The sequence below is a fragment of the Sporosarcina obsidiansis genome (assembly GCF_009651005.1).
Classification (GTDB): domain Bacteria; phylum Bacillota; class Bacilli; order Bacillales_A; family Planococcaceae; genus Sporosarcina; species Sporosarcina obsidiansis.
Map to the genome: position 1 here is coordinate 184845 of NZ_WHVW01000004.1, position 14913 is coordinate 199757.

13 protein-coding genes are annotated in these 14913 nt (G+C 40.8%); 12 read left to right on the plus strand and 1 reads right to left on the minus strand.

Annotated features, from left to right (window positions below; translation table 11 throughout):
* Nucleotides 1–81: 81 nt before the first annotated feature.
* From cotE to GD002_RS05595, 8 genes are all read left to right on the plus strand, one after another.
* The gene (cotE, locus tag GD002_RS05560; protein ID WP_153731353.1) at nucleotides 82–639 is read left to right on the plus strand and encodes an outer spore coat protein CotE; all 558 of its coding nucleotides are present in this window, start codon (nucleotides 82–84) and stop codon (nucleotides 637–639) included.
* Nucleotides 640–1063: 424 nt separating this feature from the next.
* On the plus strand, nucleotides 1064–3631 hold the full coding sequence (mutS, locus tag GD002_RS05565) for a DNA mismatch repair protein MutS (protein ID WP_153731354.1): 2568 nt from the start codon (nucleotides 1064–1066) through the stop codon (nucleotides 3629–3631).
* A gap of 5 nt (nucleotides 3632–3636) precedes the next feature.
* Complete coding sequence (gene mutL / locus GD002_RS05570) at nucleotides 3637–5472, plus strand: DNA mismatch repair endonuclease MutL (RefSeq protein WP_153731355.1); 1836 nt, start codon at nucleotides 3637–3639, stop codon at nucleotides 5470–5472.
* A 22-nt stretch (nucleotides 5473–5494) separates the two neighbouring features.
* Nucleotides 5495–7135, plus strand: a complete 1641-nt coding sequence (locus tag GD002_RS05575) for a glycerol-3-phosphate dehydrogenase/oxidase (protein WP_153731356.1) — start codon at nucleotides 5495–5497, stop codon at nucleotides 7133–7135.
* Nucleotides 7132–8052: an alpha/beta fold hydrolase gene (locus tag GD002_RS05580; protein ID WP_153731357.1), complete on the plus strand. Its 921-nt coding sequence runs from the start codon at nucleotides 7132–7134 to the stop codon at nucleotides 8050–8052. The genes GD002_RS05575 and GD002_RS05580 overlap by 4 nt, the downstream gene beginning before the upstream one ends.
* Nucleotides 8045–8977, plus strand: coding sequence for a tRNA (adenosine(37)-N6)-dimethylallyltransferase MiaA (gene miaA / locus GD002_RS05585; protein ID WP_153731358.1), 933 nt, complete (start codon nucleotides 8045–8047; stop codon nucleotides 8975–8977). Before GD002_RS05580 ends, miaA begins: the two co-directional genes overlap by 8 nt.
* Before the next feature lie 41 nt (nucleotides 8978–9018).
* Entirely contained in the window at nucleotides 9019–9243 is a 225-nt protein-coding gene (gene hfq, locus GD002_RS05590; protein ID WP_153731359.1) for an RNA chaperone Hfq, read from the plus strand.
* Nucleotides 9244–9338: 95 nt separating this feature from the next.
* Nucleotides 9339–10598 (plus strand): methionine gamma-lyase family protein, encoded by a 1260-nt coding sequence (locus tag GD002_RS05595; RefSeq protein ID WP_153731360.1) that lies wholly within the window; start codon nucleotides 9339–9341, stop codon nucleotides 10596–10598.
* Nucleotides 10599–10643: 45 nt separating this feature from the next.
* Here the strand turns inward: GD002_RS05595 and lexA are convergent, their stop codons facing one another.
* Entirely contained in the window at nucleotides 10644–11264 is a 621-nt protein-coding gene (gene lexA / locus GD002_RS05600) for a transcriptional repressor LexA (RefSeq protein WP_153731361.1), read from the minus strand.
* A gap of 189 nt (nucleotides 11265–11453) precedes the next feature.
* On the opposite strand from lexA, the gene yneA reads away from it, so the two are divergent.
* From yneA to tkt, 4 genes are all read left to right on the plus strand, one after another.
* On the plus strand, nucleotides 11454–11768 hold the full coding sequence (gene yneA, locus GD002_RS05605) for a cell division suppressor protein YneA (protein WP_153731362.1): 315 nt from the start codon (nucleotides 11454–11456) through the stop codon (nucleotides 11766–11768).
* A complete protein-coding gene (locus tag GD002_RS05610) occupies nucleotides 11768–12418 on the plus strand; it encodes a YneB family resolvase-like protein (protein WP_153731363.1) in 651 nt (216 codons plus the stop codon). Before yneA ends, GD002_RS05610 begins: the two co-directional genes overlap by 1 nt.
* 65 nt (nucleotides 12419–12483) lie before the next feature.
* The gene (locus tag GD002_RS05615; RefSeq protein ID WP_153731364.1) at nucleotides 12484–12720 is read left to right on the plus strand and encodes a DUF896 domain-containing protein; all 237 of its coding nucleotides are present in this window, start codon (nucleotides 12484–12486) and stop codon (nucleotides 12718–12720) included.
* Nucleotides 12721–12826: 106 nt separating this feature from the next.
* The gene (gene tkt / locus GD002_RS05620; protein WP_153731365.1) at nucleotides 12827–14833 is read left to right on the plus strand and encodes a transketolase; all 2007 of its coding nucleotides are present in this window, start codon (nucleotides 12827–12829) and stop codon (nucleotides 14831–14833) included.
* Nucleotides 14834–14913: the final 80 nt, after the last annotated feature.

The window sequence follows — 14913 nt, forward strand, 5'->3', positions numbered from 1 at the left end:
TTTCACTTTCTGGGCTGCTGTTGCATAGGATGGATAGAAGCCTAAGAAGGAGGAAGAAAACTGAAAAATCTACGACAAATTGTGACGAAAGCTGTTATTGCCAAAGGGAAGCACCGATCAGATTCCACTGTAACGTTAAAGCCGCCAAACCGCCCTTCCAGCATTTTGGGTTGCTGGGTGATTAACCACACGCACCAAGCGAAGAAAGTGGGAGCCTATGTGGAAGTGACAGGGAGTTTTGATGTGAATGTTTGGTACTCCCATCATGATCATTCTAAAACATCTGTCTTTACTGAGTCTGTTCCATACAAAGATAAGATCGCTCTTCATTACCGTGATGAGCCAACATCCAAACAAGAAGAGACTATTGTTACAGTATTGCAACACCCAAATTGTACAGAAGCGAGCATTTCGGAATGTGGTCAGCATTTCAGTATCTCGATTGAAAGAGAATTATTAGTAGAAATGGTAGGAGAGACAAAAGTATCTGTCACGATCCATCCACATCCATATGATGAAGAATGGCCAATGTCTGCAGTGGAATCTTCCTCGATTGTGATGGAAGAGAAAAAAGCAAAAGAGCCACATAAGAACGAGCACTCTCCTCATCCATCGCAACGAAGAGATTCACCATTTTAAAAGCCGGTATTTTTACCGGCTTCAGACTGTAGACAAAAGAAAAGTAAGTGGGAAGAAGACCGTTGATCTACATTCCAGGCGGACGCGTTCCGCGGGCATGGCTTCAGCCACCTCGTCGCTACGCTCCTGCGGGGTCTTCAGCTCATGCTATTCCCGCAGGAGTCGCCGCCTTCCACTACGATCAACTAGCGTATTTCATTGATTCTAGTAAGTAGCTTATCTATCTGAAAAAAACAGAAAGCCTACATTTTTAAATAGGATTAGTTTGTCTACAAACTGAAGCCGGTATTTTTACCGGCTTTTTAATTTTGCCTTTGATCGGGAAAGTAGGGGATTCTTCAGGGAGGGGGTCCCTTTTGATTCGTTAACTTGTGGGAGGTTTGATATAATGAAAAGAAAATGATTGAATAAAAGAGGGTTCTACATGTCTAAACATACACCGATGATGAAACAATATTTACAAATTAAAGAACAATACACAGATGCTTTTTTGTTTTTTCGACTAGGCGATTTTTATGAAATGTTTTTCGAAGATGCATTGAATGCTTCTTCCATTTTAGAGATCACATTAACTAGTAGAGACGCCGGATCAAAAGACCGAATTCCAATGTGCGGAATTCCTTATCATTCTGCTACAGGTTATATTGAAACGCTGATTCAAAAAGGCCATAAAGTGGCAATTTGCGAACAAATGGAAGACCCTAAATCCGTCAAAGGTATTGTGAAACGTGAAGTAGTGAAGGTAATTACACCAGGTACGTTGACGGAAGGGAAAACAATAGATGTCGAAGCAAATCACTTCATTGGAGCGATTGATAGCTTAGGAAATCATCGTTTTGCTTTGGCTTATCTGGACGTAGGTACAGGGGAAGGCAAAGTGGAATTGATCGAAGGAACCGAACGTTCAGTACTGGCAGAAATCGAATCTCTACGTATGAAAGAAATAGTTGTGGATCATCAAATGCATGTAGCATTGCATGAGATGTTCGAAAGCCGATCTATTATGCTTTCTATTGAAGATACGGACTGTCCGGAGACCATTGGCCGAGAAACATACGAACATCTTCCAAATGAATTACAAGAAGCTTGCCGCAAACTCCATTCCTATTTAATGCGTATGCAAAAAATGGTGTTCGGTCATATACGTCCGTTCGTTTATATTGAAAAAGGTGCCAAATTATCTATTGATGCCAACTCAATGCGAAATTTAGAACTCGTGCAGACGATCCGATCAGGCAAGAAAGAGGGTACGTTATTTTGGGTGTTAGATGAAACGATCACTGCGATGGGTGCGAGAAAACTTAAAATGTGGATACATCAGCCGTTAGCACAACGTCAGGCGATTGAAGATAGATTGGAAACAGTGAGCAATTTAGTGGATGAGTTTTTCTTACGTGAAGAACTGGCAGAAGAATTGAACGATGTATATGATTTGGAACGTCTTGCCGGAAGAATTTCAATGGGCAGTGCAAGTGCACGTGATTTAGCACAGCTCCGGAACTCATTGACCCATATTCCTAAATTGAAAAAAGTATTGAATGAATCCAAACGACCCATGCTTCAACGGTTTGCCGATCAGATGGATCCATGTGAAGAGACGTATCGTTTACTGACTGAAGCTATTGCGGAAAATCCTCCTTTATCCAGTAAAGAAGGTGGCCTCATTAAAGATGGGTACAATGAAAAGCTCGATCAATTGCGTGATGCTTCACGGAATGGAAAGAACTGGTTAGCTCAACTCGAACAAAAAGAACGGCAAGCGACAGGGATTAAAACGCTGAAAATCGGGTATAACCGAATATTCGGATATTTCATCGAGATTACGAAATCTAATATTCATTTGGCGGATTTGACACGATACGAGCGAAAACAGACTCTTGCAAATGCAGAGCGATACATAACGACAGAGTTGAAAGAGAAAGAAGAATTAATCTTGAATGCGGAAGCAGATGGCCAATCATTAGAGTCGGAATTATTCTTGGAAATTCGGGAACAAGTGAAAAAGGATGTACAGCGAATACAGCAGCTGGCTTCGGTTATTAGTGAGTTGGATGTGTTACGCGCATTTGCGGAAGTATCTGAAAAAAATCATTATGTTAGACCTGAGTTTCATGATGGTCGTGCGTTGGATATAAAAAATGGTCGACATCCCGTCGTAGAAAAAATGATGAATCATTCTCTTTATATCCCAAATTCTTGTACACTTGCTGCCGATAGTAATATGCTGCTGATCACCGGTCCGAATATGTCGGGAAAAAGTACCTATATGAGACAGGTTGCGTTAACCGTAGTGATGGCACAAATTGGTTGTTTTGTTCCTTGTGAAAAAGCTGTCTTACCTATTACGGATCAAATATTTACCCGAATTGGGGCAGCTGATGATGTCGCGTCAGGTCAAAGTACGTTTATGATGGAAATGATGGAATCACAGTATGCGCTTATGCATGCAACTTCACGTAGTCTATTATTGTTTGATGAAATTGGAAGAGGGACATCTACCTATGATGGAATGGCGCTAGCGCAAGCGATGATGGAGCATATTCATGATCAGATTGAAGCGAATACTCTATTTTCTACTCATTATCATGAATTAACGAAGTTAGAAGATGTTCTCGCTCGTTTAGTAAATGTTCATGTAGCAGCAAAAGAACAACATGGAAAAGTGGTGTTCTTACACAAAGTACTGCCTGGGGCTGCCGATCGAAGTTATGGAATCCACGTAGCGGAACTCGCGGGTCTTCCATCGGGATTGGTTGAGCGAGCTAAGAAGTTGTTGCATCGATTTGAACAAGATAGTGTAGCTAGTGAATCCACACATGTGTCGGAGCAACTAGCATTATTTGATACTTTCAACGAGCCAAAGATTTCAACGGAACAGCAGAAACTTCTAGATGAAATCCAAGCTACAGACGTGTTGAACATGACACCGATGCAAGCGATGCAAAAACTCGTTGATTGGAAAGAGCGAGTAGCTACTCAAATGAAAGGTTGAATCGAATGAATCATATTCAAATCATGGAAGATACGTTAGCCAATAAAATTGCTGCGGGAGAAGTAGTAGAACGTCCAGCTTCCATCGTCAAGGAATTAGTGGAAAATTCGATAGATGCACAAAGTACCCGGATTGAAGTGTCTCTGGAAGAGGCAGGTCTAACTTCTATTCGTGTAACAGATAATGGCAATGGGATGTCTGATACAGACGCGATTCGATGTTTTGAACGTCACGCGACGAGTAAGATTTCCAATGAACATGATTTATTTCGCATTCGCACGTTAGGGTTCCGTGGCGAGGCACTGGCCAGTATCGCGGCAGTGTCAAAAGTCACTTTATGGACCTCTGATGGTGAAGAACAAGGTACAGTGGTTGAAATAGAAGGCGGTAAATTGCAAAAACACGAGGCGGGAGCATTGCGAAAAGGAACAGATTTCTTGGTCCAGCAACTGTTTTTCAATACACCAGCACGTTTGAAATATATGAAGACGATTCAGACTGAACTAGGACATACGATTGATTTGCTAAATCGGCTTGCCTTAAGCCATCCCGATATCGCATTCACGTTAACTCATGATCAACATCAAATTCTTAAAACGACTGGGTCAGGAGATTTACTTAGAGTATTGTCAGATATTTATGGGATATCGGTAGCTCGTAAGATGATTCCATTTCAAAAAGAAGATGCTGATTTTCGTGTCAATGGATTTATTACGCTACCTGAAATGACTAGAGCATCAAAGAATTATATTTCCCTCCTAGTGAATGGTAGATGGATTAAAAGTTATCCCGGCACACAGGCGGCTCTTGATGGAATGCATACGTATTTGCCGATTGGGCGTTTTCCAATAGCGGTCATCAATATAACAGCAGATCCAATATTAACAGATGTAAACGTCCATCCCGCAAAGCGTCATATTCGGATTAGCAAAGAAGGCGAATTAGTAACGCTAATAAAAGAAGCCATACGAGAAGCTATACAACAAACTTCTATCATTCCGGACGCGGTGAAAAAAGAGAAACCAGTGAAAACGGAATCTGAACAACAAACGATTTGGACCCCATCTATCCGACGCCAAGAAGTGGTGGTTCAACCTGTTCAGCAAGAACTTCACAAGTCTCAAGAACATGACTTTACTAGACACGAACATATTCCGAAGACAAATGACAGCGTACTTCCTGACACTGTATTTGAACAAGTGGAAGAGTTGCCAATAGAATTGCCTTCTAACGCTGAAGTTATTGAGAATGCTAGTACGTTTCCTGACATCGTTCCTGTTGGACAAGTGCATGGTACCTATATTGTCGCTCAAAATGAAGATGGCTTTTATTTGATTGATCAGCATGCAGCACAAGAGCGTATCAAATATGAGTATTTCACGAAAAAGTTAGGTCAAGCGAACGCAGAAGAACGACAGCAGTTATTATTACCGCTTGTGTTTCATTATTCTGCTGATGAGCAATTGAAAATAGAGGAATGCAAAGAAGCGCTAGAACGTGTAGGTGTTTTCTTAGAAGCATTTGGACCTGCCACCTATACGGTCAAAGAATATCCTGCATGGTTCCCTCAAGGACAAGCAAGTACAATTATTGAAGAGATGATTGAGCAAGTATTGCATAGCCGTAAAGTGGACGTAGAAAAACTTAGAGAAGAGAGTGCCATTCTCATGAGTTGTAAACGTTCCATTAAAGCTAATCATTATCTAACACAATCGGATATGGAGCGATTGTTAGAGGACCTTGGCAAATGTCAAAATCCATATACATGTCCGCATGGTCGGCCGGTACTCATTCATTTTACTACGTATGAATTGGAAAAGATGTTTAAACGGGTAATGTAGTGTAGAAGAGAGGAGTGATCTGATGTTCTCAACTGTTGAAAGACCAAGCAGTATTCATTCTTTGAAGAACTATTCATTCGACGTGTTAGTAGTAGGAGGAGGAATTACAGGTGCTGGAATCGCATTGGATGCAGCAGCGAGAGGGTTTTCTGTTGCGCTTGTAGACATGCAAGATTTTGCGGCCGGTACTTCTAGCCGTTCTACAAAATTAATTCATGGCGGATTACGTTATCTGAAACAATTAGATGTCAAAATAGTAGCGGAAACGGGGAGAGAAAGAGAAATTGTCTATCGGAATTCACGTAATATTACGAAGCCAAGGCCCATGTTACTGCCGATCTATAAGGACGGAACTTATGGTAAATACTCTACTTCAGCAGGACTGTTAGCGTATGATTTATTGGCAGGCGTGAAGCAGGGAGAACGTCGTGAAATGTTGACGAAAGAAGAGACACTTTCGTTGGAACCGCTGTTGAAGCGGGACCGTTTGCTAGGTGGCGGACGTTATGTGGAATACCAAACCGATGATGCGCGTTTGACAATTGAAGTGCTGAAGAAAGCGGCTGAATTAGGAGCGCTTTGTGTTAACTATGTAAAGTGTGAACAATTTAATTTTGAAAAAAATCAAGTAGTTGGCGCTGTGGTGAGAGATCAATTAACAGGTGAAAACTTTTCCATAGCAGCATCTTTAGTCATCAACGCGTCTGGCCCATGGGTGGATGAACTGCAGCAAAAGGTTAACAGCAAGCAGAAAAAACAGCTCCATATTTCTAAAGGTGTTCATATCGTGGTGGATCAGTCGATATTTCCGTTGCAGCAAGCGATCTATTTTGATAATGCAGATGGACGCATGCTTTTCGCTATTCCGAGAGATAGCAAAACCTATATAGGTACAACAGACACGTTTTATTCGAAAGATAAACAGCACCCTATCGCGACGGAAGAAGACATTAGCTATATCGTGGAAGCAGTCAATGAAGTGTTTCCAGATGTTCGTTTGAACCGACGTGCTGTCGAATCGACATGGGCTGGGATTCGTCCTTTGATAGCGCAAGAAGGCAAGGATCCTTCTGAGATATCTAGACGAGATGAAGTGTGGGAAACTGTGCCGGGACTACTAACGATAGCTGGCGGGAAATTGACAGGATACCGACAAATGGGCGAAGTTGTTGTCGATAGGATATCTAAAAAATTGCAGTTGGCACACGTTACATCGTGTCAAACGAAAGATATTCCTGTTTCAGGGAGTGATTTTTTAGATGATCTTGCATTGCAACAATTTATCGGTGAACAAGCGGCCAAGGCGCCGCAATACGGATTGACCGCACAGCAAGGAGCTCGTATTGCTTCTTTGTATGGTAGAAATAGCGACAAAGTATTTCAGTTTGCACTCGGTATTTCAGCAGAACAGAATAGCTTGCCGATTAGTCTGCGAGCGGAGATCTTGTACGGCATCCATTATGAAATGGTCACATCACCTAGTGATTTCTTTATCCGGCGAAAAGGAGATTTGTATTTTCAACTTCATGTTGTGGAATCATTTGCTACACCAGTTACCGATTATATGGCGAAACTATTGCAATATACAGAAAGTGAGAAATCCGTACATGCAAATGAGTTGAAAAATGCGATTGCAGAGGCGAAAGGAAGTGCCGTCAATTGAAGGTAAATTGGATTGAAATGAGAGACGGGACATTGTTGTACAGTACAATTCATGAACCTGCAGATACCCCAAAAGCGCATGTACATCTAATACACGGATTGGCAGAGCATAGTGGACGCTATTCGCAATTCATTGACTATTTACAAGCTTACGGCTATCTCATAACAGTACATGATCAAAGAGGTCACGGGAGAACGGCTATAGAAAATAAACAAAGATATGGTTATTTAGGAGATCATGTGTCCTTTGATCATTTAGTGGACGATGTATTCGAAGTGATTCAATTTTATCAACATGCACACCCTGAACTTTCCACAACGCTTATTGGGCATAGTATGGGTTCTTTTGTTGGCAGACGTTTTATTCAGTTGTATGGAAATTCAGTGAATCAAGTCGTTTTATCGGGAACAGGAAGCAACCCTAAATTAATGGGTTATATAGGGGGAGTGCTTGCACAGTTTAGAGAAAAGCGATTACCTGCACAACAACCTGATGAACTGCTGAATCAAATGGTATTCGGTAAATTCTCCAAGCAATTCTCCGATGATAACTCATCGTTCGCCTGGCTATCAAGAGAGCAGGAAAGTGTAAAAGCATATGTAGAAGATGAAGCTTGTGGATTTGTACCGACCGCTCAGATGTTTCGTGTTTTATTAGAAGGTATGGATAAAATAGAAACACCAGAATGGTTACGGAACATACCCAATGAATTACCAATACTTTTACTGTCAGGTACCGATGATCCCGTTGGAGGAAGAGCAAAAGGCGTATGGAAAGTAGCGAAGCAACTAGTCAAGGCGGAGCAACAGCATGTCACGGTTCAACTATATGAAGAAGGCCGCCATGAAATGTTGCAAGAAATTAATCGTTTCGAAGTATTCAACAATATAGTCGGGTGGATGAATCAACATGAATAAATCAATAGAAGTAATTGCAGTAGTAGGTCCGACTGCATCAGGGAAAACAGCGTTAAGTATTGCGCTTGCTACTGCACTTGATGGAGAAATTATCAATGGCGATGCTATGCAAGTATATAAAGACTTGAATATCGGTACTGCAAAAATTCATCCTACCGAAATGCAGGGGGTTCCCCATCATTTCTTTGATGTGAAAGAACCGACAGAGAGTTTTTCAGTGGCGGAATATCAAGAAGCAGTAAGGGGATGGATTGGAGAGATCCAATCACGTGGGAAACTGCCGATTATCGTTGGTGGAAGTGGGATGTATATCCAAGCGGTGTTAAATGATTATCGTTTCACGGAGCAAGCAGCTGATCCCGCCGTGCGTATGAGGTTGGAAGCCGAATTGGAAACGGTAGGATCGGATGAGTTGTATGCAAGACTGCTACGGCTGGATCCTAAGAGTGCAGAAAGCATTCATCCTAATAATCACCGACGTGTAATTCGTGCATTGGAAATCGTAGAGGTTACAGGTAAGACGAAGCAACAGCATGAGCAACAACAGGGAAACGAGCCGATGTACCATTATCTTTTAGTAGGGTTAGACCTACCAAGAGAAATACTGTATGAGCGTATTGATCAGCGAGTTGATATGATGGTTGAGGCTGGTTTGTTTACTGAAGTACAATCATTATGGAACAAAGGTATAAGAGATTCGCAAGCTGTACAGGCAATTGGTTATAAGGAATTGATCTCTTATTTTAACGGACAACTGACAAAAGAGAAGGCAATAGAAGCGGTCAAAAAAAATACGCGAAACTATGCTAAAAGACAATTGACTTACTTCCGCAATAAATTACCCGTCCAATGGGTAAATGCCAATCAATCAAGTGATGAAATTTTTCGAAAAACATTTCAGATAATAAAGGATATTCAGAGTTGAATATGGAATAGTAACTTGAACATAGACAGGGAGGCAATTGAATGGCACAAGGAAATATGCAAGACACATTTTTAAATTCATTACGTAAGAGCAACACATTTGTTACGATTTTCCTATTGAATGGTTTTCAACTTAAAGGTCTCATCAAGTCATATGACAACTATACGGTTTTGCTCGAATCAGATGGAAAGCAGCAACTCATATACAAACATGCGATATCCACATTTGCTCCTGCAAAACCCGTAATTTTAAAGGATGAACAATAAACAGGCAAACGCCTGTTTTTTTGTGTCCTTTAATAGGGCAGTGGCGTTTATTCTGCTAAAATAGAAGTTGAACAAATAGAAATGAGGTACTACATATGAAAATCAATCCAATCAATGATCAATTACTTATCAAATCTCAAAAAGCAGAACGGCTGATTGAACCGTATGTAAAAAAAGTTGAAGAAATCGCTTTTTTTAATCAACGAAAAGTACTACAAGCCTTTAAGCAAAATCGTGTAAGTGATTTTCATTTAACGGGTTCCACTGGTTATGGCTATGATGACAGTGGACGAGATGTATTGGAACAAGTCTATTCAGATGTTTTCGGCGCTGAAGATTGCTTGGTCAGAAATCAAATCATCTCCGGTACTCACGCGATTACAATCAGTTTATTCGGAGTCCTACGTCCAGGAGATGAACTTCTGTATATTACCGGAAAACCATATGACACATTGGAATCGATTATTTCGGGGAATGGGAGAGATACCGGATCTTTAGAGGATTATCAGATTTCCTATCAGCACATTGACTTACTGTCGGACGGGACAGTCAACTATGCTAAAGTAAAAGAAGCAATTTCAGCTAAAACAAAAGTTGTTGCCATCCAACGCTCAAAAGGATATTCGAGCAACCCATCATTTCGTATTCATGAAATCGCGGCCATGATTCAGGAAATCCGTAAAATGAGTGAGGATGTCATCATTTTTGTAGACAACTGTTACGGTGAATTCGTGGAGCAACAAGAGCCGACGGAGGTAGGGGCCGATTTAATGGCCGGATCGCTCATTAAAAATCCTGGCGGGGGTCTGGTAAGAACAGGCGGGTACATAGCAGGGAAAAAAGACTTGGTTGAAAAATGTGCATACCGCATGACATCGCCCGGATTAGGCGCAGAAGCAGGTGCCTCTTTGGATACGTTACGGGAAATGTATCAAGGCTTCTTTTTAGCACCACATGTAGTGAGTCAAGCAGTCAAAGGTGCATTGTTCACCGCAGCGTTTTTTGAACAATTTGGGATGGATACGACACCACATTACCGTGAACAGCGTACCGATCTCATTCAATCCGTAAACTTTTCATCCGCAGAACAAATGATTATGTTTTGTCAGATGATCCAGCAAAATTCTCCAATTAATGCACACTATGCGCCAGTACCTTCCTATATGCCAGGCTATTCAGATGACGTGATAATGGCCGCAGGGACGTTCATACAAGGGGCTAGTATCGAGCTGACGGCTGACGGCCCAATCAGACCACCCTATACCGCCTATATTCAGGGTGGCCTAACGTATGAACATGTAAAGACAGCGGTTCTAACTTCCATGGAACAACTATTGGAGCAAAATTTAATATGAAAAAAAGTGTATCAAAAACCTATTGAGGTTCTTGATACACTTTTTTTAATGGATTGTACGATAAACCCCGACAACTTTTCCGAGTATCGTAACGTGATTCACAATAATAGGATCCATAGAAGAATTTTCTGGCTGTAAGCGGAAAAAGTCTTTCTCTTTGAAAAACCGTTTTACAGTAGCTTCATCTTCTTCTGTCATCGCTACTACGATTTCCCCGTTAGACGCGGTATGTGTTTGTCTTACAATCACTCGGTCTCCGTTTAAAATACCAGCTTCAATCATACTATCTCCTACAATCTCTAACATGAAAATCTCATCTTCTGAAGAACCAAAAGTATCAGGTAAAGGAAAATACTCTTCTATATTTTCAACTGCTGTGATGGGATTGCCGGCTGTAACTTTTCCAATCAAAGGAACATGCATGACACCACTTTTTAACTCATCAAGCCCTTCAGGGTCAAGCACTTCAATAGCGCGTGGTTTTGTTGGATCTCGGCGAATAAATCCTTTATTTTCTAATCGGGATAAGTGGCCATGTACGGTGGAGCTAGATGCAAGGCCAACTGCTTCACCAATTTCTCGGACGGAGGGTGGGTATCCTTTTAACCGGACTTCATCTTTGATGAAAGCTAAAATTTCTTCTTGTCTTTTAGATATTTTTTTCAAATTATTCACCTCTTCAAATTTACTATCAAGTCTTACATAACAAGTATTTTGAATATAGTATAACATGCGTTCGATTAGTAATCAAACAAAGGTTCGAATTTTGCTTGACAGGCAATCGTATGTTCTCTTATAATGAGAACAAATATTCCGAACGTGTATTCTTGAAAAGGAACTATAGGGGGTTTCATTATGAAAATTCTTAAAGAAAATTTGTATTTTGTAGTACTATTACTAATTTGTATTTCTTTTGCTGCTTACCAACTGGACAAGCTTTCTGAGGAAGATGCTTATATGGAAATTATTATTGATGAGGGTGATACATTGTGGGGATTAGCCGCTAACTATTCTGAGGGAACACCACCATACCACTGGATTGAGCAAGTGAAAACGTTAAACGATTTGCAGACTGATCAAATCATTTCAGGCGAATTACTACGTCTCCCTGTTAAAATAAACAATCATGCAGACCATCGTATGGCTGAAGTGGGAGAGGAAGCAAGATAATGGAGAAGAAATGTGTGATTTATTGTCGAGTCAGTACTGAAAAAGAAACCCAAGAACAATCCATCATCAGACAACAGGAAGAATTGGAACAGCTGGCGACGGAAATGTCATATGAGTGTGTGGGGATATTTACCGATCGTCAGAGTGGCTACGATATGGATCGTGAAGGATTGTTGGCGTTGTTAGATAAAGTCCAGAATGAAAAAATCGATGCAGTATTGGTACAGGATGAAACTCGATTGGGAAGAGGAAATGCTAGAGTGGCAATACTGCATGTAATAGCTAAAACAGAAACAGCTGTTATTTCGAATCATTCAAACGGCATTATAGAATTAAATGAAATGGATACGATGTTGCTTGAGATTTTAGCAATTGTAGAAGAATACCAACGAAAACTGCATAATGCCAAAATACGCAGAGGAATGAAAAGGGCAGTTGAGAGAGGTTATGATCCTTCCCAAAACTTGCACAATATTAATCGAGGCCCAGGAAGAGAACGACTGGAACTTCCTATCGAAGAAATTGTTTCGCTGCGGAATAAAGGTTTGACATTCGATGAAATTTCTAAAGTATTGAAGGGGCTAGGTCATTCAGTTAGTAAAGCGACTGTGCACCGAAGATATAAAGAGTTTCAAGAGCGGGAACACTAATCGTTTGCACTTTTCCTCCAGGTTGTTTACATTTTATAAATAATGAAGTTTTGGAGGTAGTAACGATGCTATCAGAAAAGAAGATGAAACGTATTAATGAACTGGCAAATAAATCGAAGACAACAGGACTTTCTATTGAAGAAGCAAAAGAACAAACACTGCTTAGAAAAGAATATTTAGAGACATTCCGATCCAGTATGCGCGAGACCATTGAATCAGTGAAAGTAATTGATGCTGAAGGAAATGATGTGACACCAGAAAAGGTCAAAGAAGCGAGAGAGAATCAGAAGCCGTTAAATTAGGTCCTACCAGCTGATTAATATTGTAATTCACAAAGGAATTGACTACACTATAGAAGGAATACTTATAAAAACAATTAGAAGAGACAGTAAGGAAAGGATGTACAGAATGACCGAAAAGATCGATCAACTGGCAATAACGACAATCCGAACGCTATCAATCGATGCAATTGAAAAAGCGAATTCAGGTCACCCAGGTTTACCGATGGGTGCGGCTCCAATGGCTTATACTTTATGGACAAAGTTTCTGCATCATAATCCAACGAATCCGCAATGGTTTAATCGAGATCGCTTTGTGCTCTCGGCTGGTCATGGTTCTATGCTACTTTATAGTTTGCTTCATTTAAGTGGTTATGGATTAACCATTGATGATATCAAGAACTTTAGACAGTGGGATTCTAAAACACCTGGACATCCAGAGTATGGTCATACAGCAGGTGTGGAAGCAACGACTGGTCCACTAGGTCAAGGTATTGGAATGGCTGTTGGAATGGCAATGGCTGAAAAACACTTAGCTGCCACTTATAATAAACCTGGTTTCGACATTGTCGATCATCATACTTACGCTCTATGCGGAGATGGCGATTTGATGGAGGGCGTAGCAGCTGAAGCGATTTCACTAGCTGGCCACTTACAGCTAGATAAGTTAATTGTACTGTATGACAGTAATGATATTTCTTTGGACGGAGATTTAGGCATGTCGTTCTCTGAAAATATCAAAAAGCGTTTTGAATCATATGGATGGAATTATTTACGTGTGGATGATGGAAATGACATCGAATCACTAACTGAAGCGATTAAAGAAGCAAAAGGCCTCACTGGTGGTCCAACAATCATTGAAGTGAAAACTGTCATCGGATATGGTTCCCCTAATAAGTCTGGTAAATCCGACGTACATGGTGCACCTCTTGGTGAAGAAGAATTAGCTCTTACGAAAGAGTACTATAAATGGACATTTGAAGAAGATTTCCATGTTCCTGAAGACGTATATAATTGTTTTAAAGAGGCAACTGATGAACTAGGTGTTCAAAAAGAGCAACAATGGAATGAGTTGTTCGAACAATACGAAAACGAACATACAGAATTGGCTGCTCAGTTAAAACGTTCTATTGCCAATGAACTTCCTAGCGACTTAAAAGAACAAATGCCTGTTTATGAATCTGGCGCTTCTGTAGCAACTCGCTCAGCTTCTGGAGACTCCATTAATGCGTTGGCCACTGTATTGCCATCTTTATTTGGTGGAAGTGCAGACCTTGCAGGTTCTAATAAAACATCTATTAAAAATGCCGGGGATTTCACTCCTGAGGATTATAAAGGTCGTAATATTTGGTTTGGCGTACGTGAATTTGCAATGGGAACTGCGTTGAACGGAATGGCTTTACATGGCGGTGTTTCAGTCTTCGGAGGCACATTCTTCGTGTTCAGTGACTATGTTAGACCGGCTATTAGACTCTCTGCTTTAATGGGCTTGCCTGTAACATACGTGTTTACTCATGACAGTGTAGCAGTGGGAGAAGACGGTCCTACGCATGAACCAGTAGAGCAGTTAGCTTCATTACGAGCAATGCCGGGCTTATCTATTATTCGTCCGGCAGATGGAAATGAAACATCCGCTGCTTGGCACACGGCTATCACTTCAAAAGACACACCGACAGTTCTCGTTTTGTCTAGACAAAATCTTGAAGTGTTGCCAAAGACAAAAGAGTTAGCGATGGACTCAGTACAAAAAGGTGCTTATGTCGTATCACCTTCTTCTAAAGAACAAGCGGACGGATTGTTAATTGCAAGCGGTTCGGAAGTTAGTTTGGCGGTAGCGGCACAAAAATCTCTAAAAGAGCAGAATATCGACGTAAGTGTAGTCTCTATGCCGTCTTGGGATTTGTTTGAGAAACAAGACCAAGCGTATAAAGATTCCGTTTTACCGAAACAAGTCAAAAAGAGAGTAGCAATCGAAATGGGTGCTTCTCTTGGTTGGCATAAATATGTAGGCGATGAAGGCATTGTCATGGCGATCGACACATTTGGCGCAAGTGCTCCTGGAGATCTTGTTATTGAGAAATTCGGCTTTACAGTAGATAATGTAGTCACGCAAATGACAAAACTTGTTGGAAAATAATATCGATATATCAGCACATCTCTCAGTTTTATGACTAGGGATGTGTTTTTTTATTGATTGTTCTTTTTGTACAAAGGTAA

Bases quoted from the DNA above. Each gene is read 5' to 3' on its own strand.
- mutS (WP_153731354.1), top strand. From the start codon at position 1,064: ATGTCTAAACATACACCGATGATGAAACAATATTTACAAATTAAAGAA.
- mutL (WP_153731355.1), top strand. From the start codon at position 3,637: ATGAATCATATTCAAATCATGGAAGATACGTTAGCCAATAAAATTGCT.
- GD002_RS05575 (WP_153731356.1), top strand. From the start codon at position 5,495: ATGTTCTCAACTGTTGAAAGACCAAGCAGTATTCATTCTTTGAAGAAC.
- miaA (WP_153731358.1), top strand. From the start codon at position 8,045: ATGAATAAATCAATAGAAGTAATTGCAGTAGTAGGTCCGACTGCATCA.
- hfq (WP_153731359.1), top strand. From the start codon at position 9,019: ATGGCACAAGGAAATATGCAAGACACATTTTTAAATTCATTACGTAAG.
- GD002_RS05595 (WP_153731360.1), top strand. From the start codon at position 9,339: ATGAAAATCAATCCAATCAATGATCAATTACTTATCAAATCTCAAAAA.
- yneA (WP_153731362.1), top strand. From the start codon at position 11,454: ATGAAAATTCTTAAAGAAAATTTGTATTTTGTAGTACTATTACTAATT.
- GD002_RS05610 (WP_153731363.1), top strand. From the start codon at position 11,768: ATGGAGAAGAAATGTGTGATTTATTGTCGAGTCAGTACTGAAAAAGAA.
- GD002_RS05615 (WP_153731364.1), top strand. From the start codon at position 12,484: ATGCTATCAGAAAAGAAGATGAAACGTATTAATGAACTGGCAAATAAA.
- tkt (WP_153731365.1), top strand. From the start codon at position 12,827: ATGACCGAAAAGATCGATCAACTGGCAATAACGACAATCCGAACGCTA.